General features: G+C 73.8%; 23 protein-coding genes and 1 riboswitch. Of the genes, 11 read left to right on the forward strand and 12 right to left on the reverse strand.

The window, feature by feature from the left end:
* Positions 1 to 91 precede the first annotated feature (91 nt).
* Both ACFYPD_RS22590 and ACFYPD_RS22595 read left to right on the forward strand, forming a co-directional pair.
* Complete coding sequence (locus ACFYPD_RS22590; RefSeq protein ID WP_387116742.1) at positions 92 to 1,288, forward strand: sensor histidine kinase; 1,197 nt, start codon at positions 92 to 94, stop codon at positions 1,286 to 1,288.
* Positions 1,285 to 1,935 (forward strand): response regulator, encoded by a 651-nt coding sequence (locus tag ACFYPD_RS22595; protein ID WP_387116745.1) that lies wholly within the window; start codon positions 1,285 to 1,287, stop codon positions 1,933 to 1,935. The genes ACFYPD_RS22590 and ACFYPD_RS22595 overlap by 4 nt, the downstream gene beginning before the upstream one ends.
* Before the next feature lie 13 nt (positions 1,936 to 1,948).
* Here ACFYPD_RS22595 and ACFYPD_RS22600 read toward each other — a convergent pair whose 3' ends face one another.
* The 3 genes from ACFYPD_RS22600 to ACFYPD_RS22610 form a co-directional block, all read right to left on the reverse strand.
* Positions 1,949 to 2,749, reverse strand: a complete 801-nt coding sequence (locus ACFYPD_RS22600) for an energy-coupling factor transporter transmembrane component T family protein (protein ID WP_387116747.1) — start codon at positions 2,747 to 2,749, stop codon at positions 1,949 to 1,951.
* 40 nt (positions 2,750 to 2,789) lie between these two features.
* Positions 2,790 to 4,205, reverse strand: coding sequence for an ABC transporter ATP-binding protein (locus ACFYPD_RS22605; protein ID WP_387116750.1), 1,416 nt, complete (start codon positions 4,203 to 4,205; stop codon positions 2,790 to 2,792).
* A gap of 111 nt (positions 4,206 to 4,316) precedes the next feature.
* On the reverse strand, positions 4,317 to 4,907 hold the full coding sequence (locus ACFYPD_RS22610) for an ECF transporter S component (RefSeq protein ID WP_387116753.1): 591 nt from the start codon (positions 4,905 to 4,907) through the stop codon (positions 4,317 to 4,319).
* Between the two features lie 74 nt (positions 4,908 to 4,981).
* Positions 4,982 to 5,088, reverse strand: a riboswitch (TPP riboswitch).
* A gap of 77 nt (positions 5,089 to 5,165) precedes the next feature.
* Here ACFYPD_RS22610 and ACFYPD_RS22615 point away from each other — a divergent pair.
* The 5 genes from ACFYPD_RS22615 (at position 5,166) to ACFYPD_RS22635 (ending at position 10,311) form a co-directional block, all read left to right on the forward strand.
* Complete coding sequence (locus ACFYPD_RS22615) at positions 5,166 to 5,990, forward strand: alpha/beta fold hydrolase (protein ID WP_387116756.1); 825 nt, start codon at positions 5,166 to 5,168, stop codon at positions 5,988 to 5,990.
* Complete coding sequence (locus tag ACFYPD_RS22620; protein ID WP_387116759.1) at positions 5,987 to 6,799, forward strand: aminoglycoside N(3)-acetyltransferase; 813 nt, start codon at positions 5,987 to 5,989, stop codon at positions 6,797 to 6,799. The genes ACFYPD_RS22615 and ACFYPD_RS22620 overlap by 4 nt, the downstream gene beginning before the upstream one ends.
* The gene (locus ACFYPD_RS22625; RefSeq protein ID WP_387116762.1) at positions 6,796 to 7,545 is read left to right on the forward strand and encodes a sugar isomerase domain-containing protein; all 750 of its coding nucleotides are present in this window, start codon (positions 6,796 to 6,798) and stop codon (positions 7,543 to 7,545) included. Before ACFYPD_RS22620 ends, ACFYPD_RS22625 begins: the two co-directional genes overlap by 4 nt.
* A gap of 89 nt (positions 7,546 to 7,634) precedes the next feature.
* Positions 7,635 to 8,138 (forward strand): DUF6328 family protein, encoded by a 504-nt coding sequence (locus ACFYPD_RS22630; RefSeq protein ID WP_387116765.1) that lies wholly within the window; start codon positions 7,635 to 7,637, stop codon positions 8,136 to 8,138.
* A 178-nt stretch (positions 8,139 to 8,316) separates the two neighbouring features.
* A complete protein-coding gene (locus ACFYPD_RS22635) occupies positions 8,317 to 10,311 on the forward strand; it encodes an acyl-CoA dehydrogenase family protein (protein ID WP_387117350.1) in 1,995 nt (664 codons plus the stop codon).
* A 40-nt stretch (positions 10,312 to 10,351) separates the two neighbouring features.
* On the opposite strand, the gene ACFYPD_RS22640 is transcribed toward ACFYPD_RS22635, so the two are convergent.
* The 8 genes from ACFYPD_RS22640 to ACFYPD_RS22675 all read right to left on the reverse strand — a co-directional run bounded on the left by ACFYPD_RS22640 (position 10,352) and on the right by ACFYPD_RS22675 (position 14,814).
* On the reverse strand, positions 10,352 to 10,519 hold the full coding sequence (locus tag ACFYPD_RS22640; RefSeq protein WP_167537054.1) for a hypothetical protein: 168 nt from the start codon (positions 10,517 to 10,519) through the stop codon (positions 10,352 to 10,354).
* A gap of 9 nt (positions 10,520 to 10,528) precedes the next feature.
* Entirely contained in the window at positions 10,529 to 11,134 is a 606-nt protein-coding gene (locus tag ACFYPD_RS22645; RefSeq protein ID WP_387116768.1) for a hypothetical protein, read from the reverse strand.
* A 48-nt stretch (positions 11,135 to 11,182) separates the two neighbouring features.
* Entirely contained in the window at positions 11,183 to 11,575 is a 393-nt protein-coding gene (locus tag ACFYPD_RS22650; protein ID WP_151465202.1) for a Fur family transcriptional regulator, read from the reverse strand.
* Positions 11,572 to 11,874, reverse strand: a complete 303-nt coding sequence (locus ACFYPD_RS22655; RefSeq protein WP_357939187.1) for a metalloregulator ArsR/SmtB family transcription factor — start codon at positions 11,872 to 11,874, stop codon at positions 11,572 to 11,574. Before ACFYPD_RS22655 ends, ACFYPD_RS22650 begins: the two co-directional genes overlap by 4 nt.
* A gap of 43 nt (positions 11,875 to 11,917) precedes the next feature.
* A complete protein-coding gene (locus ACFYPD_RS22660; protein WP_387116771.1) occupies positions 11,918 to 12,790 on the reverse strand; it encodes a metal ABC transporter permease in 873 nt (290 codons plus the stop codon).
* Complete coding sequence (locus ACFYPD_RS22665; RefSeq protein ID WP_387116774.1) at positions 12,790 to 13,551, reverse strand: metal ABC transporter ATP-binding protein; 762 nt, start codon at positions 13,549 to 13,551, stop codon at positions 12,790 to 12,792. The genes ACFYPD_RS22660 and ACFYPD_RS22665 overlap by 1 nt, the downstream gene beginning before the upstream one ends.
* Positions 13,548 to 14,486 (reverse strand): metal ABC transporter substrate-binding protein, encoded by a 939-nt coding sequence (locus tag ACFYPD_RS22670; RefSeq protein ID WP_387116777.1) that lies wholly within the window; start codon positions 14,484 to 14,486, stop codon positions 13,548 to 13,550. The genes ACFYPD_RS22665 and ACFYPD_RS22670 overlap by 4 nt, the downstream gene beginning before the upstream one ends.
* Positions 14,487 to 14,556: 70 nt before the next feature.
* A complete protein-coding gene (locus ACFYPD_RS22675; protein ID WP_387116780.1) occupies positions 14,557 to 14,814 on the reverse strand; it encodes a DUF6703 family protein in 258 nt (85 codons plus the stop codon).
* Between the two features lie 27 nt (positions 14,815 to 14,841).
* Between ACFYPD_RS22675 and ACFYPD_RS22680 the strand changes: the two genes are divergently transcribed.
* The 4 genes from ACFYPD_RS22680 to dusB all read left to right on the forward strand — a co-directional run bounded on the left by ACFYPD_RS22680 (position 14,842) and on the right by dusB (position 18,537).
* A complete protein-coding gene (locus ACFYPD_RS22680; RefSeq protein ID WP_387116783.1) occupies positions 14,842 to 15,183 on the forward strand; it encodes an antibiotic biosynthesis monooxygenase family protein in 342 nt (113 codons plus the stop codon).
* A 133-nt stretch (positions 15,184 to 15,316) separates the two neighbouring features.
* Complete coding sequence (locus ACFYPD_RS22685) at positions 15,317 to 15,820, forward strand: hypothetical protein (protein ID WP_387117353.1); 504 nt, start codon at positions 15,317 to 15,319, stop codon at positions 15,818 to 15,820.
* Positions 15,821 to 15,933: 113 nt separating this feature from the next.
* Positions 15,934 to 17,313, forward strand: coding sequence for a glycine--tRNA ligase (locus ACFYPD_RS22690; protein WP_357280154.1), 1,380 nt, complete (start codon positions 15,934 to 15,936; stop codon positions 17,311 to 17,313).
* A gap of 51 nt (positions 17,314 to 17,364) precedes the next feature.
* Positions 17,365 to 18,537 carry a tRNA dihydrouridine synthase DusB gene (gene dusB / locus ACFYPD_RS22695; RefSeq protein WP_387116786.1) on the forward strand — a complete coding sequence of 391 codons (1,173 nt, stop codon included), beginning with the start codon at positions 17,365 to 17,367 and terminating at the stop codon, positions 18,535 to 18,537.
* Positions 18,538 to 18,660: 123 nt separating this feature from the next.
* Here the strand turns inward: dusB and ACFYPD_RS22700 are convergent, their stop codons facing one another.
* Positions 18,661 to 19,314, reverse strand: a complete 654-nt coding sequence (locus tag ACFYPD_RS22700; protein ID WP_387116789.1) for a C39 family peptidase — start codon at positions 19,312 to 19,314, stop codon at positions 18,661 to 18,663.
* Positions 19,315 to 19,852: the final 538 nt, after the last annotated feature.

Here is a 19,852-nt window from a genome sequence, read left to right on the forward strand (position 1 = left end):
GCGGAGGTTGATCCGTGGGTGGAGTGTCGGCGGCCGTCGCTACACCCGTGGGTGGACGCGGAGGCAGGTCCGCCGTGGCTACCCTTCCGGCATGTCTGCCGTCCTCGACGTCCGGCGGTGGCGCGGCGTGGCCAGCTCGCTCGCCGGTGCCGCGCTGTTCGCGTTCGGCGTGGCCGAGCTCTACGTCCCGCTGGCCGGCTACGTCGAGGGGGAGGGGCCGGACCTCGCCGCGCTCTCCGCCGGCTGGCTCGCCGTCCTCACCGTGCTGCTGGTCGGCTACGGCCTCGCGGTGGCCGGCTGCACGTCGTACCCCCGGACGGCCGCCGTCCTCGCCGGCGCCTGCTTCACCGCGCAGAGCCTCACGCCCGTCCTGCCGGAGTGGCCGGTCGTGCCGCTGCTGGCGCTGGTCGCCGCCACCTTCGGCTGTGTCGCGGTGGGTGGCCGGGCAGCTCCCACGGTCGCCGTGGTCAGCTACTTCCTCCCGCTCGGGATCGAGAACGCCGTGGCCGGGGACTCCGACTGGATCTTCATCCTGTTCGTGGGGCTCGCCGTGCTGGGTCCCGGGTACGCCGTGCGGATGCGGCGTGCGCAGGCGGCCCGGCTGGTGGCGCTGGCCGCCGAGCGGGAGGCCGCCGCCCGGACGGACGAGCGGCTGCGGGTGGCCCGCGAACTGCACGACATCGTTTCGCACGGGGTCTCGGTGATGGTGCTGCAGGCCGCCGCGGCGCAGGCCGTGCTCGACTCGGACGCGGGTCAGGCCCGCGCGTCCCTCGACGCGGTGCAGGAGGTCGGGCGCGACGTGGTCACCGAGCTGCGCCGGCTGCTGGTCATCCTCCGCGGCGCGGAGGCGGCCCCGGAGGGACTGCCGTCGTTGCGGCGGATCGACGCGCTGAGCTCCGGGGTGACCCTGGCCGGCGGGCGGGTCGACGTGACCGTCACGGGTGACTTCGACGCGATTCCCGCCGCCGCCGACGTCAGCGGCTACCGGATCCTCCAGGAGGCGCTGACCAACGCCGCCCGGCACGCGCCGGGCGCGACCGTCCGCGTCTCGATCGAAGAGGCCGGCGACGCCCTCCGGCTGCACGTGGCCGACGACGGGCCCGGCCCGGCCCGGCGGAACGCCGGCACCGGGCACGGCCTGACCGGCATCCGGGAGCGGGTGGAGCTGTTCGGCGGTACGGTCAGCGTCGGTCCCCGCCCGCAGGGCGGCTTCGAGGTACGCGTCACGCTGCCCTTCGACGCCGAGGCGTCGAAGGGCGCGCCGGCCACGGCGGGGGTCACCGGATGACCCGGGTCCTCATCGCCGACGACGAGGCGCTGGTGCGCGGCGGCCTCCGCATGATCCTCACGGCGCAGCCGGACCTCGAGGTGGTCGCCGACGCCGCCGACGGCGAGGAAGCTGTGCAGCTGGCGACCCGGTTCGCGCCCGACGTGGTGCTCATGGACATCCACATGGCGCCGTTGGACGGGATTGCCGCGACCGAGCGGATCCTGGCGGCACGGAGCGACACCCGGATCATCATGCTGACCACCTTCGACCTCGACGAGTACGTCTACCGGGCGCTGCGGGCCGGCGCCTCCGGGTTCATGCTCAAGACCACTCCGCCCCGGGAACTGGCCGAGGCGGTGCGGACCGCGGCACGGGGCGACGCCCTGCTCTCCCCGTCGATCACCCGTCGCCTGATCGACCACTACACCGCGACCGCGTCGGTGGTCGCCCACCCGGGCCTCGCCGAGTTGACGGCGCGGGAGACCGAAGTGCTGCGGATGATGGCGCTCGGCCTGTCGAACCGGGAGATCGCCGACCAGCTCTTCGTCGGCGAGGCGACCGTGAAGACGCACGTGAACCGCATCTTCGCCAAGCTCGGGGTGCGGGACCGGGTGCAGGCGGTGGTGCTGGCGTACCGGAGCGGGGTGGCCCAGCTCCGGCGGTAGCGGGAGCCGCCGGTCAGCCGATCAGCGGGCGGAAGGTGCCCAGCACCACGCTGACCGTCAGCGCCGCCCCGGCGATTGTTGCCGCGCCGGCGACCAGCAGGGCGTCCGCCCGGGTGAAGCGCTGCCGCCGGGCGACCGTCCGCGGGGTGCCGGCGTCGAAGCCCCGGGCGTCCATGGCGACGGCCAGCCGGGTGCCCCGCCGGATGGCTCCGACCAGCAGCGTGAACGCCGTCGACCCGAACAGCCGCAGCTTGGCCACCGGGTTGCGGCCGGCGTCCACGCCCCGGGCCCGGCGCGCCATGCTGATCATCCGCCACTCCTCCTCCAGCAGCGGCACCAGCCGGAACGCGGCCAGCGCGCCGATGGCGAACCGGGCGGGCGCCTTCGCGTTCTGGATCAGCGCGTCGGCCAGGTCGGTGGGGTCGGTGGTGGCGAAGACCAGGATCCCGGGCAACGCCACAGCGAGCATCCGCAGCACCAGGCCCAGCGCGGTGACCAGCACGCCCTCGGTGACCACGACCGGGCCGGCCTCGACCAGCACCCGGCCGGAGCGGTCGGCCGCGAAGAGCACCAGCGTGACCAGGATGCCGGCGGCGCCGGCCAGCAGCGGCCAGGCCCGCCGGGCCAGCACCCGGTAGCGGACGCCGAACAGCGGCAGCACCGCCAGTTCGACGGCGATGGCGATGGCCGGTGCCACCGGGTCCAGGGTGGCCACCAGGATCAGGGTGAAGACCAGCGCGGCGGCCAGCTTCGCCACCGGATTGCGCCGGGCCAGCGGCGCCCCGGCCGCGGCGACCGGCTCCACGCTGATCATCGGCACTCCCGGGTGAGGGTGCGGCCTGTGCCGGCGGAGGTCATCGGCGTTCCAGGGTGATGGTGCGGTCGGCCAGCGCGGCGACGAAGTCCGCGTCGTGGGTGACCGCGACCACGCCGTGGCCGGCGTCGCGCAGGTCGGCGAGGAGGTCGACCAGTTCCCGCCAGGTCCGCCGGTCCTGGCCGAAGGTGGGTTCGTCGCAGATCAGCAGGCGGGGCGCGGTGGCCAGGGCGGTCGCCACGCTCAACCGCCGCGCCTCCCCGCCGGAGAGGGTGTACGGGTTGGCGCCGGCCAGCCGGTCCAGCCGCAGCCGCTGCAGCAGCGCGTCCACGGTGGTCGCCACGGCCGCCTCGGGCTGCCCGGTGCGGCGCGGGCCGAGGGCCAGCTCGTCGCGGACGGTGCCGGTGACGAACTGGTGTTCCGGGTCCTGGAAGACCGAGCCGATCCGGCTGGCCAGGGCGGGGGCCCGCCAGCGGTGCGGGGGAGTGCGCGCGTCGCGGCCGGCGAGGGCGGGGGTGGCGGCGACCGTACCGGTTCCGGGGCGGAGCAGGCCGCCGAGGAGCAGGGCCAGGGTGGACTTGCCGGCGCCGTTCGGGCCGAGCACGGCGAGCGCCTCGCCGGCGCGTACCGCCAGGTCGGTGGGGCCCAGCCTGGGCGGCAGGCCGAGCCGGTCGGCGGTGAGCAACACCTCGCCGGGAGGCGCGGTGGCGTGCCGGGGCGGCACGGTGCGGCCCGGCACCCAGACCCCGGCGGCGGCGAGCGCGTCGCCGTGCGCGGCGAAGACCGCGCCGGGCGGCCCGTCGGCGTGCACCCCGCCGCCGGGCTCCAGCACGACCACCCGGTCGACCAGTGGCAGCGCCTCGGCGACCCGGTGCTCGACGAGGATCAGCGTGGTGTCCGCGTCGAGGGCGTCCGCGACGGCCCGGCGGACCAGGTCGGCGCCGGCCGGGTCGAGGTTGGCGGTCGGCTCGTCGAGCAGCAGCAGCCCCGGCCGCAGGGCGAGCGTCCCGGCCAGTGCCAGCCGTTGCTGCTCGCCCCCGCTCAGCGCCGCGGTGGGCCGGTCCCGGTCATACGGGAAGCCGACCCGGCGCAGCGCCTCGTCCACCCGGGGCCAGATCTCCTCGGCGGGTACGCCCCGGTTCTCCAGCCCGAACGCGACGTCGTCGCCGCAGCGGGCCATGACCAGCTGGGTCTCCGGGTCCTGGAAGACGATGCCGACCCGTTCCCGGGCCTTGCGCGGGTCGAGCCCGTCGATCTCGACGGTGCCCTCCTGCTCGCCGGAGTCCTCGGGCAGCAGGCCGGCCAGCGCCGCCAGCAGCGTGCTCTTGCCCGCCCCGGAGGCGCCCAGCAGCAACACCCGCTCCCCGGCCTCGACGCGCAGGTCCACCCCCCGCACCGCCCAGCCCTTCCGCCCGGCATGCCGCCACCCGAACCCCCGCACCTGAACGGCACCCACGCGTCGCACCTCCCCTCTCGGCCCCAGCTTGGTTGATCAAGAGGTTTGCGTCAGGAAAACCGCTTTCGCCGACGCAAACCTCTTGATCAACGCGGTCTCGGCGGGTGGCGGTCAGACCAGGGCGCGGTCGCGGCCGGCCGGGAAGCGGTCGAGGACGCCGGTGTTGGCCAGGGCGCGGGTGAGGAACCACGAGCCCGCGCCGGCGATCACGGTGGCGCTGACGATGGTCAGCAGGGCGTACGGCAGGCGGTAGTCGACCAGGTCGTAGGCCTTGTTCCAGTAGACGAAGTCGAAGATCGCGGCGGTCAGGCCGGTCAGCGCGCCGGCCAGCAGGGCGACCGGCAGCCGGAACGCCCGGTAGCGGAAGGCGGCGAAGGCCAGTTCGGCGCCGAGACCCTGCATCAGGCCCTGCACGATGACGATGCCACCCCACTGGCTGCCCAGCAGAGCGGAGACGACCGCCGCCAGCAGCTCGCAGTAGAGCGAGGCGCCGGGCTTGCGGATGACCAGCCCGCCCAGCACGGCCGGCACCAGCCAGACGCCGTAGATCAGCGTCTGCGCGGGCGGGAAGAAGGCGAAGGCGGCGTCGGTGGCGCTCCAGACCAGCCCCCAGGCCCAGAAGATGACGCCGAAGGCGACGGCGATCACCGAGGCGACGACGATGTCGACGGTGCGCCAGCGGTTGCTGTCGGTGTGGTTCATGGCTGACTCCCAGTTCAGGTGAGGAACCAGGAGAAGACGCACGCCGCGCCCGGTGGTCACCGGACGGCGGCGCGGCTGGAGGTCGACCGAACTCCCTGCGCTGGCATTACCCAGATCAGGTTCGAGGGTCTGCGGGCACCGGCCCGCACTCTCAGCGCTGTGCGCTCCCCTGTCGGATGTGAAGTTGTCTCGTCGCAGACGCTAGCACCGACCCCGGCCCCGGGCCCAGCAGGGCGATCGCCCGTTAGGGTGGCGATCATGCGGGTCGAGGCGCGAGGTCTGACATTCGAGGTACGCACCGGCGGCCCCGAGGGCGGCGACCCCGTCCTGCTGCTGCACGGCTTCCCGCAGCACTCCGGCGAGTGGGACGAGGTGACCCCCGCGCTGCACGCCGCCGGGCTGCGCACGTACGCCCTCGACCAGCGCGGCTACTCGCCCGGCGCCCGGCCGGCGGAGGTCGGGGCGTACCGGATTCCGGAGCTGGTGGCCGACGCGGCCGCGGTGCTCGACGCGCTCGGGGTGACCTCCGCCCACCTGGTCGGCCACGACTGGGGCGCGATCGTGGCGTGGGGCCTGGCGGCGGCGCACCCGGAGCAGGTGCGCACGCTGACCGCGGTGTCGGTGCCGCACCCGGCGGCCATGGGGCACGCGCTCGCCACCGACCCGCGGCAGAAGGCCCGGTCCTCCTACATCGTCCTGTTCCGCAAGCCGGGCAAGGCGGAGAAGGTGCTGCTGGCGTTCCGTGCGGCGGCCCTGCGCCGGATGCTCGGCGGGGTGGGCGACGCCGACCGGGTGGCCCGCTACGCCGAGCCGATGCGCGAGCCCGGTGCCCTGACCGCGGCGTTGAACTGGTACCGGGCGATGACCGGGGCGGACATGAAGGCCGTCGGGCCGGTGGGCGTGCCGACCACGTTCGTCTGGAGCGACGGGGACGTGGCGATCGGGCGCACCGCCGCCGACGCGTGCGCCGCCCACGTCACCGGCGACTACCGCTTCCTGGTGCTGCCCGGCGTCACCCACTGGATCCCGGACGAGGCGCCCGGCCCTTTGGCCGCGGCGGTTCTCGCCCGCGTCGGCCGATGATCGCGAGCCCCACGTCGGCCCGGCCGCACACCCGCGCGTCGCTCGCCGCCCAGCTCCGCGACCTCGGCGTACGCCCCGGCGGGACCGTGCTGGTGCACGCCTCACTGCGCCCGCTGGGTTTCCTCTGCGGCGGCCCGGAGGCGGTGCTGCTCGCCCTGCGCGACGTGCTCGGCCCGGCCGGCACGGTGGTGGTGCCCACCCACACGCCGGAGAACAGCGACCCGGCGGACTGGACCAACCCGCCGGTGCCGGCGGACTGGTGGCCGGTGATCCGCGACGAGCTGCCCGGGTTCGATCCGGCGGTGACACCGAGCCGGTTCATGGGCGCGCTGGCCGAGCTGGTCCGCACCTGGCCGAAGGCGCTGCGCAGCGACCACCCGTACGTCTCGTTCGCCGCGCTCGGGCCGGCCGCCGCCCGGATCGTCGCCGGCCACGAGCGGGCCGACATGCTGGGCGAGGGGTCTCCGCTGGCCCGCCTCTACGACCTCGACGCCGACGTGCTGCTGCTCGGCGTGGACCACGGCAGCAACACCTCCCTGCACCTGGCCGAGTACCGGCAACCCGCGCCGCCCCGGCAGCGCTGCGGCGCGGCCGTGCTGACCGCCGACGGCGGCCGGGAGTGGGTGTGGTGGGACGACGTACGCCTGGACGAGGAGTGTTTCGCCCGGCTCGGCGCCGACCTGGAGGCCACCGGCGCGGTGCGGCTCGGGCCGGTCGGCGACGGGACGGGCCGGTTGATGAGGCAGCGGGCGGCGGTCGACTTCGCGGTGGAGTGGCTGGCCCGGCCCCGAGGGACGGAGGAAGCATGACGGTGAGTTCCGAGGCGTACCTGGCGGTGGTGACCGAGACGATCGGCCGGGTCGCCGCCGACCAGCGGGAGAACGTGGCCCGGGCGGCGGACCTGATCGCCGCGTCGCTGCGCGCCGACGGGGTGGTGCACGCGTTCGGCACCGGCCACTCGGAGGCCCTCGCCATGGAGATCGCCGGCCGGGCCGGCGGGCTGGTCCCCACCAACCGGATCGCCCTGCGCGACCTGGTGCTGCACGGCGGCGAGCCGGCCGACGTGCTGGACCCGAAGCTGGAGCGCGAGCCGGCCGTGGCGCACCGCCTCTACGACCTGGCCCCGGTCCGGCCGCAGGACGTGTTCGTGCTCGCCTCCAACTCCGGGGTGAACGGCGCCATGGTCGAGTTCGCCGCCATCCTCAAGGAGCGCGGGCACGGGCTGGTGGCGATCACCTCGGTCCAGCACTCGGCCCGGATGACCTCGCGCCACCCGTCCGGGCGCAAGCTCGCCGACTTCGCCGACGTGGTGCTGGACAACGGCGCCCCGTACGGCGACGCCACCCTGCCGCTGCCCGACGGTGGCGCGGTCGGCGCGGTCTCGTCGATCACCGCCGCGCTGCTGGCCCAGCAGATCGTCGCCGAGGTGGTCGCCCGGCTGCTCGCGGCGGGGGAGCGGCCCCCGGTCTACCTGTCCGCCAACATCACCGGCGGCGACGAGCACAACGCCGAGCTGGAGGCCCGGTACGCGGGCCGCATCCGCCGCGGTTCCTGAACCGGTTTCACGCTCGGCCGGGCGGGGCACAGGCTGTGCTGCCGGTGGGAGACCCTCACCCGCAGTACCGTCTTCCCTGGAGGTAGCGGGTGTCCAAGGAAACCGAGAAGCAGCGCTGGCAGCGCAACTTCGCCGACCTGCTCCAGGAACTGCGGGTGGCGCAGACCGGGGTGCAGATCCTCTTCGCCTTCCTGCTGACCCTGCCGTTCAGCAACGGTTTCACCCGGACCACCGAATTCCAGCGGGACGTCTACATCGTCGCGTTGCTGGCCGCAGCCGCGGCGACCGCGATGATCATTTCGCCGGTCGCCTTCCACCGGGCGCTGTTCCGCCAGGGCCGCAAGCCGGAGCTGGTCCGCTTCGCGCACCGGATGGCCAGCGCCGGCCTCGGCTTCATGCTGATCTCGATGGTCAGCGCGGTCCTGCTGGTCACCGACTTCGTGCTGAGCCGCCCGATCGCCTTCCTGCTGAGCGCGCTCACCGGGGTCTGGTTCCTGGTCTTCTGGGTGATCCTGCCGTTCGCGCGGCGCAACTGGGGTGACGACGACATCGACGACGAGGACGACGATCCGCGGGCGCTGGCCGGCGACTGACCGCGCGGACCCGCCAAATCGGACGTGCGCGCGACGCTACCCCTGGGTAACACCCGGGGGTAGCGTCGTTCTCGTCGCACGTCGACGCAGCCGGAACCGAGGTCTCCAGGAGGCAGCCGTGACCACGACACAGAACAGCCGACCCGACCCCGCCGGACACGGCGGCCCGACCGGGCGGGTGGCGCCCATCGACGACCCCCAGCAGCCGCCGGCCGGCGCAGCCGCGGCGGCGGCGGGCGGGGCCGGGCCGCTGCCGAGCGAGGCCGGCCAGGTCTCCGAGAAGGAGGCGCGGCAGGTCGCCGAGGCGGCCCGCGAGTCGGCCTGGGACCGGCCCAGCTTCGGCAAGGAGCTGTTCCTCGGCCGCTTCCAGCTCGACCTGATCAACCCCTGGCCCCGCTCCGATCCGGCGGAGGCGGCGCGGGCCGAGGAGTTCCTGGCGGCGTTCGGGGCGTACCTGGACTCCGAGGTGGACGGTGCGGCCATCGAGCGGGACGCGCGCATCCCCGACGACGTGTTCCAGGGGCTGGCCCGGCTCGGCGCCTTCGGCATGAAGATCGACCGGAAGCACGGCGGCCTCGGGCTGAGCAACCTGCACTACTGCCGGGCGTTGATGCGGGCCGGCTCGGTGAACCCGTCGATCGGCGCGCTGCTCTCCGCGCACCAGTCGATCGGCGTGCCGCAGCCGCTGAAGATGTTCGGCACCCCGGAGCAGAAGGAGCGCTTCCTGCCCCGGCTGGCCGCCGGCGAGGTGTCCGCCTTCCTGCTCACCGAGCCGGACGTCGGCTCCGATCCGGCCCGCCTGGCCACCACGGCCGAGCCGACCGAGGACGGCACCGGCTACCGGCTCAACGGGGTGAAGCTCTGGGCCACCAACGGCACGGTCGCCACCCTGCTGGTGGTGATGGCCCGGGTGCCGGCGGGGGAGGGTCGGCGCGGCGGCATCACCGCCTTCGTGGTGGAGGGCGACAGCGAGGGCATCACCGTCGAGCGGCGCAACGCCTTCATCGGGCTGCGCGGCCTGGAGAACAGCCTCACCCGGTTCCACGACGTCTTCGTGCCGAAGGAGAACGTGATCGGCGGCGAGGGCAAGGGCCTGAAGATCGCGCTGACCACGTTGAACACCGGCCGGCTCTCGCTGCCGGCCATGTGCGTGGGCGCCGGCAAGTGGGCGTTGAACGTGGCCCGGGAGTGGGCCGCCGATCGGGTCCAGTGGGGCCGGCCGGTCGGCGAGCACGAGGCGGTCGCCAAGAAGCTGTCCTTCATCGCCGCCACCACGTACGGCATGGAGTCCATGCTCGACCTCTGCTGCCTGCTCGCCGACGACGACCGCAACGACATCCGCATCGAGGCCGCGCTGGTGAAGCTCTACGCCAGCGAGATGGCCTGGAAGATCGCCGACGAGCTGATCCAGATCCGGGGCGGGCGCGGCTACGAGACGGCCGACTCCCTGGCTGCCCGCGGCGAGCGCCCGGCCGCGGTCGAACAGCTCCTGCGCGACCTGCGGATCAACCGGATCTTCGAGGGCTCCACCGAGATCATGCACCTGCTGATCGCTCGCGAGGCGGTCGACGCGCACCTCTCGGTGGCCGGCGACATCATCGACCCGGACGCCGGGCTGGGCCGCAAGGCGAAGGCCGGCGCGCGGGCCGGCGTCTTCTACGCCAAGTGGCTGCCCACCCTGGCCGTCGGCAAGGGCCAGGCGCCCGGGGCCTACCACGAGTTCGGCCCGCTCGCCGGGCACCTGCGGCACGTCGAGCGGACCTCCCGCAAGCTGGCCCGGTCCACCTTCTACGCGATGTCCCGCTGGCAGGGGAAGATGGAGCGCAAGCAGGCGTTCCTCGGCCGGGTGGTGGACATCGGCGCGGAGCTGTTCGCGATGTCGGCGGTCTGCGTCCGGGCGGCCGCCGAGCGCGCCGAGCACCCGGAGAACGTCGAGCTGGCCGACCTGTTCTGCCGGCAGGCCCGGCTGCGCGTCGACGAGCTGTTCACCGGGCTGTGGTCCAACACCGACGCGCTGGACGTGGCCGCCGCGAAGCGGATCATCGCCGGCCGCTACGCCTCGATCGAGGAAGGCGTGGCCACCCCGCCCGCCGACCAACCCTGGGTGGCCCGCTGGCAACCGGGTCCGTCCACGGCGCAGGACGTCCGCCGCCGCATCCCGCCCACCACGTGACGGTCCGGGCCCCCGCCGGACGCCGGCGGGGGCTCGCCGGTCAGCGGGCGACCGCCCAGGCGATCACCCCGGCCAGGATGAGCCCGTTCAGCCCGGCCAGCACCAGGTACGCGGCCGGCGGGATCCGGCGGCCCTTGCGGACGAAGCTCACCAGGACGCCCGCGTAGATCAGGAGCAGGACCGCGACGACGATCAGGAAGTACAGCACCGGCACACCTTACCGGCCGGTGCGCAGCCCGAGTCCGCGCAGCTCCAGGGCGGCGAGCGCGTCGACCGTGGCGTCGTCGCCGCGCCGCCACGCCTCGGCCACGTCCGGGGCGATCCGGTGCAACTTGGCCAGCGGCTGCCCGGCGAGCGCGCGCAGCGCCAGCAGGTCCCGCCCGGCCGGGGCGGCGGCCAGGGCCTTCGCCGCGCCGGCGCGGCGCATCCAGCGCACCCGCAGCGGCAGCCAGCCGAACAGCACCAGCCCGAGCGGGAAGACCAGCACGGCGACGGTCAGCGCCAGGGCCAGCTGGCCGACCAGTTGCTGCTGGTCGCGGCCGGCCTCGGCGACGGCGCGGGCGGCCTCGGCGGCCTTGGTGAACGGGCCGGTCAGCTCGTCGCCGACCAGCGGCACCCGGCCGACCTTGCCGCCGGCGTCGGCCAGGTTGTCGGCGAGCCCGCCGCCGGCCCCCTCCAGCTTCTGTCCGGGTACGGCGAGCTTCTCGACCAGGTCGTGCAGCCAGAGCGCGAAGCGGATCGCCGCGTACACCCAGACGACCACGAGCAGATCGGTGAGGAGCTGACGGAGGGCGGTCGGAAAACGGTCGGCGTAGATCTTCACGCCGGACAGCGTGCCACGGTCCGGCCGTCCCGGCACGGGTCAGATTTGTCAGCCGGCGCAGGCCGGGCAGGTGCCGAAGATCTCCAGGGTGTGGCTGACCTGCGCGTACCCGTGCTCGGCGGCGACCCGCTCGGCCCAGCTCTCCACGGCGGGGCCGGCCACCTCCACGGTCCGGCCACAGGCCCGGCAGACCAGGTGGTGGTGATGGCCCTCGCTGCACCGCCGGTAGAGGTGCTCGCCGCCGGGCGGCCGCATCACGTCGATCTCGCCCGCGTCGGCCAGCCCCTGGAGGGTCCGGTAGACGGTGGTCAGCCCGACCCGCTCGCCGCGCTGGCGCAGCATGGCGTGCAGGTCCTGGGCGCTGTGGAAACCGTCGACCTCGGCCAGCAGGGCGCTCACCGCGCTCCGCTGCCGGGTGTTGCGCAGCGCCCCCTCGGTCACGACGGCCCCTCCCCGGCGTGGCTGACCGCGTCCGCCACGATGTGGGCGACGTGCTCGTCCACCAGCGCGTACGCGATCTCCCGGCCGCGCCGAGAGCCGCGCACCACGCCGGCGCCGCGCAGCACCCGCAGGTGCTGGGAGACCAGCGGCTGCGGAGCGCCGAGCTTCTCCACCAGCTCGTGGACGCAGCGCTCGCCCGCGGCCAGCTCGCTCACGATCGCCAGCCGGATCGGCGCCGACAGCGCGCGCAGCAGATCACCCGCGCCCTCGAAGGCGTCGTACCCGTTCGTGACCGTCACCCCGTAACGGTAACCAATGCCAGCAGCACCGGCCGGGACGGCCTCACCGCAGGACCACCTCGTGCTCCGGCGGCTCGGCCACCGGCGCGGCGGCCGGACGGGTCCGCCGGCGCAGCGCCCGCCAGCCGGCCGCCAGCAGCGCCACCACCAGGAACGACCCGATCGCCAGCAGCACCACCGAGGCGCCGGGCGCCGTGTTCGCGGTGGCGGCCACCCAGACGCCGGCCCCGGCCGCGAACAGCCCCAGCGCCATGGCCGCCGCCATGGTGGCCCGGAAGCCCCGGGTCACCTGCTGCGCGGCGGCCACCGGCACCACCATCAGCGCGCTGATCAGCAGCACCCCGACCGCCCGCATGGCGATGGTCACGGTCACCGCGGTGCCGACCGCGAGGAGCAGGTTCAACGCCCGCACCGGCAGGCCGGAGACCCGCGCGTACTCCTCGTCGTGGCAGACCGCGAAGAGCGCCGGGCGCAGCGCCAGCATGGTCACCAGGATCGCCACGCCGAGCACCAGGATCGTGACCAGGTCGGCCGGCGACGTCGTGGTCAGCGACCCGAAGAGGTACGCGTTGAGCTTGCCGCTGCCGGCGTCGGAGAGCCCGACCAGCATCACGCCGCCGGCGATGCCGCCGTAGAACAGCAGCGCCAGGGCCAAATCCCCGGAGGTGCGCCCGCGCGAGCGGACCAGCTCGATCACGATCGCGCCCAGCGTGGCCGCGATGACCGCGACCAGCACGGGGGAGCGGTTGAGCAGCAGCCCGGCGCCGACGCCGGTGAGCGCCACGTGGCCGATGCCGTCGCCGATCAGCGCCAGCCGGCGCTGCACCAGGTAGATGCCGAGCGCCGGGGCGGCCAGCCCGATGACCAGTGCGCCGACCAGGGCGCGCAGCATGAAGTCGTACTGGAAGAGGTCCATCACATGCTCCACAGCCCGGCGGGCTCTTCGTCGCAGTGCGGGTGCACGTGGTCGTGGCCCGGCTCGGCGTGGTGTCCGGCCGGCTCCGGCACCGGGCCGTCGTGGCAGATCGTGCCCTGGTGGACGACGACGGCCCGGCTGATCAGCGGGCGCAGCGGCCCCAGCTCGTGGGCGACCAGCAGCACGGTGCCGCCGCCGTCGCGGAAGTCCCGCAGCGCGGTGGCGAACGCCTCCTGGCTGGCCGCGTCCACCCCGGCGGTCGGCTCGTCGAGCACCAGCAGCTCCGGCCGGCCGGCCAGGGCCCGGGCGATCAGGGTGCGCTGCTGCTGGCCGCCGGAGAGCGTGGCGACCGGGTCGCCGGCCCGGTCGGCGAGCCCGACCGCGCGCAGCGCCGCGGCGACCGCCTCCCGGTCGGCGCGCCGCGACGGCCGCAGCACACCCCGGCGGGCCAGCCGCCCGGACGCCACCACCTCGCCGACCGTGGCGGGCACGCCGCTGCCCGCGCCGAGCCGCTGCGGGACGTACCCGATGCGGTGCCACTGTCGGAAGCGGCGCTGGGGCGTGCCGAAGAGGGCAACCGACCCGGCGCCCAGCGGCACCAGGCCGAGCACGGCGCGGATCAGGGTCGACTTGCCGGAGCCGTTGGCGCCGAGCACGGCGACCACCTCGCCGGCGGTGACGGTCAGCGAGACGTCGCGCAGCACCGCCCGGCCGTCGTAGCCGACGGCGGCGTGCGCGACCTGGATGACGGGTTCGGTCATGAGCAGTCCAAGGCGGTCCGCAGGGTCTGGAGGTTGGCGCGCATCGCCGAGAGGTAGTCGCCGTCGGCGGGCCGGCCCTCGATCGGGTCGAGCACGGCGGTCTTCGCCCCGACCTCCCGGGCCACGGTCTCGGCGATCTTCGGGCTGACGAGCGTCTCGAAGAAGATGGTGGTGGCACCGTGCTCCCGGGCCTCCTTCGCCACCTCGGCGAGGTGCTGCGGGGAGGGCTCGGCGTCCGGGCTGAGGCCGGTGATGCCGACCTGTTCGAGCCGGTAGTGCTCGGCAAGGTAGCCGAACGCGGTGTGGCCGGCCACGATCTCCCGGCGCCGGCAGGTGGCCAGGCCCCGGGTGTAGTCGGCGTCGAGCCCGGTCAGCTCGGCGCGCAGCGCCGCGGCCCGGGCGGTGAAGTCGGCGGCCCGGTCCGGGTCGACCGCGCCGAGCCGCTCGGCGAGCCGGTCGCCGACGGTCGCCAGCCGGGTCGGGTCCAGCCAGAGGTGGGGGTCCTTGCCGCCGGACTCCTCCTCGTGACCGGCTTCACCCTCGTGCTGGTGGCCGCCCGCGGCGGCGTCGAGCAGCGGCTGCACGCCCGCCACGTCGAACGCCCGGTCGTCGCCGTTCTGCTCGACCGCCTCGTCCACCGCCGGTTGGAAGCCGGAGAGGTAGACGATCAGCTCGGCGTCGGCCACCTGGCCCACCTGCCGGGGGTTGAGTTCCAGGTCGTGCGGCTCGGCGCCGGGCTTGGCCAGGCTGGTGATCGCGACCGCGTCGCCGCCGATCTTCTCGGCGAGGAACTGGAGGGGGTAGAAGGCGGCCACCACGTCGACGCGGTCCGGGTCGCTTCCGCCGCCGTCGCCCGAGCAGGCGGCGAGGCCGCCCAGGGTGAGCAGGGCGGCGGTGGCGGCGGCGAGCGCGCGGGGGGCTGAGCGGACGGTCATGTAACTACTGTCCGCGATAACGAAATTGATTGTCAAAAACGCATGATTGCATGTCTGCGCAGGTCAACGCTCAGAGCAGCTTCGCCAGCGCGACCGTGATCAGCAGGGTCAGCATCAGCAGGCGCAGCATCCGGGTCGCGGGCGCCTGCACCGGCCAGGTGACGGTCATCAGCCACACCAGCCCCGCGGCCAGCGCCAGCAGCAGCACCCCACCCACCGCGCCGGGTGCGAAGGCCCCCACCAGCACCAGGACCAGCGCGGCCAGGAACACCGTCGTCGGATTGAGCCGGGCCAACCGGGACAGCACAGGACTCTGCGTACGCTGCATGCCACAGACTCTACGAGGAGGAACCCGGTGCTGGTCACCAACCGGTTCGTGGTGGACGCCGACGTGGCGGACGAGTTCACCCGGCAGGCGCACGCCGCGCTCACCGCGCTCGCCGCCCGCCCGGGCTACCTGCGCGGCGAACTGCTCCGGGCGCTGGACGACCCCGCCCACTGGTGCCTGGTCACGGAGTGGGAGTCGGTCGGGGCGTACCGCCGGGCGCTCGGCGGGTTCGACGTCAAGGTCACCGCGGTGCCGCTGCTCGCCCGGTCGGTGGACGAGCCCTCGGCGTACGAGACACTGGCCAGTGCCGCGCCGGACGGCGAGATCGTCGTGGCGGCCAGTGATCGGGCCGCAGGTCCTTACCGGTGAGGCCACGGGCACTACCCTGGCGCGTATGACCGCTCCCGGGCCGGCCGCCCCACCACCCCCGCCCGTGCCCTCCGGCGTGCCGCCGGTGCCGGGATCCCCGGCCGAGCCCGGCGTCCCCGCGCCGCCGCCCGGCATGCCGCCAGTGTCGCCGGGCGAGCCGGGCGTCCCCGCGCCGCCGCCCGGTCCCGGGGTCGCCCCGCCCTTCGCCGCCCCGCCCACCGAGGGCGGCCGGGCCCGGCTCTGGCTCGGCCTGGGTGTCGGCGCGCTCGCCGTGCTGCTCTGCTGCGGCGGAGGCGGCGCGGCCGTGGTCGGGCTCGCGGTGAGCAACGTGCAGGCCGTCGAGGAACAGGGCCGGGCGGTCACCGACGACTACTACCAGGCGCTCGTCGTCAAGGACTGGTCCAAGGCGTACGACCAGCTCTGCGACGACGCCCGGCGGCGCGAGTCCCGGGCGGAGTTCGAGCAGCGGGTGGCCACCGAGCCGCAGGTCTCCGGCTACCGGGTGGGCGAGGTCGACACGGCCACGCTGACGGTGCCGGTCAACGTGACCCTGGCCGGCGGCAGGCGGGAGGCGCAGACCGTCACGCTGGCGCCGGACCAGCAGACGGGCGGCATGGAGGTGTGCGGGGTGAGCTGACCGCGCCCCGGTATTCTGCTGGGCTCGGGACCCCGGTGGTCGTACCGTTGTCCCGAACCGTCCGGTTCCACTCACATCGCCCCCGCCGACCGCCAGCCGGCGTAGGAGGAAACATGCCAGCCGACCGTATCGACGCCGTCGTCAGCCTCGCCAAGCGCCGAGGCTTCGTCTTCCCCTCCAGCGAGATCTACGGGGGCACCCGGTCGGCCTGGGACTACGGTCCGCTCGGCGTCGAGCTCAAGGAGAACGTCCGCCGGCAGTGGTGGAAGACCATGGTCCAGCAGCGCGACGACGTCGTCGGCCTGGACTCCGCGGTCATCCTGGCCCGCAAGGTCTGGGAGGCCAGCGGCCACATCGCCGAGTTCGTCGACCCGCTCACCGAGTGCCAGTCCTGCCACAAGCGGTTCCGCGCCGACCACCTCGAAGAGGCGTACGAGGCCAAGCACGGCAAGCCGCTCACCTCGCTGACCGAGCTGAACTGCCCGAACTGCGGCAACAAGGGCACCTTCACCGAGCCGAAGATGTTCAACGGCCTGATGAAGACCTACCTGGGCCCGGTGGAGAGCGACGAGGGCATGCACTACCTGCGCCCGGAGACCGCCCAGGGCATCTTCGTCAACTACAAGAACGTCGAGACGGTCGCCCGCAAGAAGCCGCCGTTCGGCATCGCGCAGACTGGCAAGTCGTTCCGCAACGAGATCACCCCGGGCAACTTCATCTTCCGCACCCGCGAGTTCGAGCAGATGGAGATGGAGTTCTTCGTCGAGCCGGGCACCGACGAGAAGTGGCACGAGTACTGGCTCTCCGAGCGCTGGAACTGGTACCTCGACCTGGGCCTCTCCGAGGACAACCTGCGCTTCTACGAGCACCCCAAGGAGAAGCTCTCCCACTACTCGAAGCGCACCGTCGACATCGAGTACCGGTTCCAGTTCGGCGGCACCGAGTTCGCCGAGCTGGAGGGCATCGCCAACCGCACCGACTTCGACCTGTCCACGCACAGCAAGCACTCCGGCGTCGACCTGTCGTACTTCGACCAGACCAAGGGCGAGCGCTGGATGCCGTACGTGATCGAGCCGGCCGCCGGTCTCACCCGCGCGGTGCTGGCCTTCCTGCTCGAGGCGTACGACGAGGACGAGGCCCCGAACACCAAGGGCGGCGTGGACAAGCGCACCGTCATGCGCTTCGACCCGCGGCTGGCCCCGGTCAAGGTGGCGGTGCTGCCGCTGTCCCGCAACGAGGCGCTCTCGCCCAAGGCCAAGCAGCTCGCCACCGACCTGCGCAAGCGCTGGGTGGTCGAGTTCGACGACTCGCAGGCCATCGGCCGTCGCTACCGCCGGCAGGACGAGATCGGCACCCCGTTCTGCGTCACCGTCGACTTCGACACCCTCGACGACAACGCGGTGACGGTCCGGAACCGGGACACCATGACCCAGGAACGCATCTCCCTGGACCAGGTCGAGCGCTACCTGATCGAGCGCCTGCCCGGCTGCTGACGCTGGTCACGGGGCCCCGACCCTCCGGTCGGGGCCCCGTACACTTGTCCGGTGACCGCCCCGACCCTGCCCGCGCTGCGCCCGCTGACCCTCGGCCCACACCAGGTGTGGCCGCCGGTGGTGCTCGCGCCGATGGCCGGGATCACCAACGTCGGCTTCCGCAGGCTCTGCCGGGAGCAGGGCGGCGGCATCTACGTCTGCGAGATGATCACCACCCGGGCGCTGGTCGAGCGGAACCCGAAGACGCTCCGCATGATCGCCTTCGGGGCGGACGAGCACCCGCGCAGCCTCCAGCTCTACGGCACCGACCCGGAGATCACCGCCGCCGCCGTGCGGATCGTGGTCGAGAGGAACCTCGCCGACCACATCGACCTGAACTTCGGCTGCCCGGTCCCCAAGGTCACCCGGCGCGGCGGCGGGTCGGCCCTGCCGTGGCGGCGCCGGCTCTTCGCCCGGCTGGTCCGGGCCGCGGTCGACGCCGCGTCCCCCGCCGGGGTGCCGGTCACCGTGAAGATGCGCAAGGGCATCGACGACGACCACCTGACGTACGTCGAGGCCGGCCTCGCCGCCCAGGACGCCGGCGTCGCCGCGGTCGCCCTGCACGGGCGTACGGCTGCGCAGCGCTACTCGGGCACCGCCGACTGGGACGCCATCGCCACCCTCAAGCAGGCGCTCGACGTGCCGGTGCTCGGCAACGGCGACATCTGGGAGGCCGACGACGCGCTGCGGATGGTCGCCCACACCGGCGTCGACGGGGTGGTGATCGGGCGGGGCTGCCTGGGTCGGCCCTGGCTCTTCGCCGACCTGGAGGCCGCCTTCCACGGCCGCACCGAGCGGCGGCTGCCGAGCCTCGGCGAGGTGGCGGCGACCATGCGCCGGCACGCCGAGCTGCTGGTCGACCAGTTCGTGGCCGGCGCCCGCAACCCGGCCCGGGGCGAGCGCGACGGCTGCACCGACTTCCGCAAGCACGTCGCCTGGTACCTCAAGGGCTTCCCCATCGGCAGCGAGCTGCGCCGCTCGCTCGCGATGATCGACAGCCTGGCCCAGCTCGACGACCTGCTCGGCAAGCTCGACCCGACCGTGCCGTTCCCGGTGGAGACCCTGGGCCAGCCGCGCGGCCGCACCAACTCCCCGGGCAAGGTCTCTCTCCCCGACGGCTGGCTGGCCAGCCGGGACGACGACACCCCGCCGGACGGCGCCGAGCTGGACGACTCCGGCGGCTGACGCCGAAGGCCCGATCCCGCCGGGCGGCGCCGAGCTCGACGACTCCGGCGGCTGACGCCGAAAGGGCCCGACCCCTGGTGGGGTCGGGCCCTTTCGTGTCGCTGTGTTGTGCGTTGTGGATCGTCAGGAGGCGCTGTAGCCGCGGGTGGCGATCCAGTCGGCGAGGTTGTCGACGGTGATGCGGTAGGAGGCCATGTTCGGGTCGGCGCTGTCGGCGATGGTGACGATCTTGCCGTTGTCGTGGTAGCCGACGACGCTGATGTAGTGGCCGCCTTCGAAGGAGTGGGTGTTGCCGTCGGTGTCGGTGGTGGTGCCGGCGATGTTGGCGACCACGGCGCGGCCGTCGTCGACGGTGCGCACGATGTCGGCGCGCAGGGTGTCGGTCTGCTTGTCGTCGGCCTTACCGTCGCGGATTTCCACCGAGCGGTAGTGCTTGCCGGTTTCCTTGTTCAGCACGGGGGTGATGTCGTTGATGCTGTTGGTGCCGTTCTCGGTGGTGCCCATTTCCTTGGCCATGGCGTCGACGTCGATGTTCTTGCCGAGCACGCTGATGGCGTTGCGGGTGGCGGCGGGGCCGCAGTAGTAGAAGTTGGGCTGGGCTTCGTAGCGCACGTTCAGTTCCCGCTCGCCGTGACCCTTGCGGTCGGCGACCACGTGGGCGGTCTTCTCGGCGGGGGTGGCGTGCGCGGCGATGGCGGGGCCGGCGATCCCGCCGGCGGTGGCGGCGAAGCCGGCAGCGGTCAGGACGGTGTTTCGCAGCATGGTGTTGGTACGCATGATGAGATCAGCGCCTTTCATTCCGGGGGTTGGCGGCACCGGCAAGGGGGTGCGGAGGTGCCGCAGAAAGGGGAAAGTCTTTTGGGGTGCCCGGCGATCAGGGGGTGACCTGCTCGGGCGGACCGGGGATGTAAGCATCGGCGGCGGGCGGTGATTCCCTCGACCTGACCCGATGATGTCCCGGGAATGTAACCACCGGCGCCGGGAGATGATTCCCTGGCTGGACCCGGTGCGGACCGGTGGTGCGCGGTCCGGGGGATGTAACGACCGGGGCTGGGAGGTCATTCCCTCCGGCCGACCCGGCTGGACCGGTGGTGCGTGGTCCGGGGGGTGTAACGACCGGCGGGGCCGGGTCATTCCGGCCGGGGCTGGCTCACCTGGGGGCGGGCTGCTGCGCGGTCTGCCATGTACAACGACCCCACCCCCGGCATGATTCCGCCCTGGCGGTGGCGCGGACCACCCGACACCACCGCCAAAACCGGACACCCGCGCCGCCGGACACCGAGCGCCGCCGGCCGCCCGCCGCCTCCGCAGCCGG

The organism is Micromonospora sp. NPDC005299 (assembly GCF_042872345.1).
Classification (GTDB): Bacteria; Actinomycetota; Actinomycetes; order Mycobacteriales; family Micromonosporaceae; genus Micromonospora.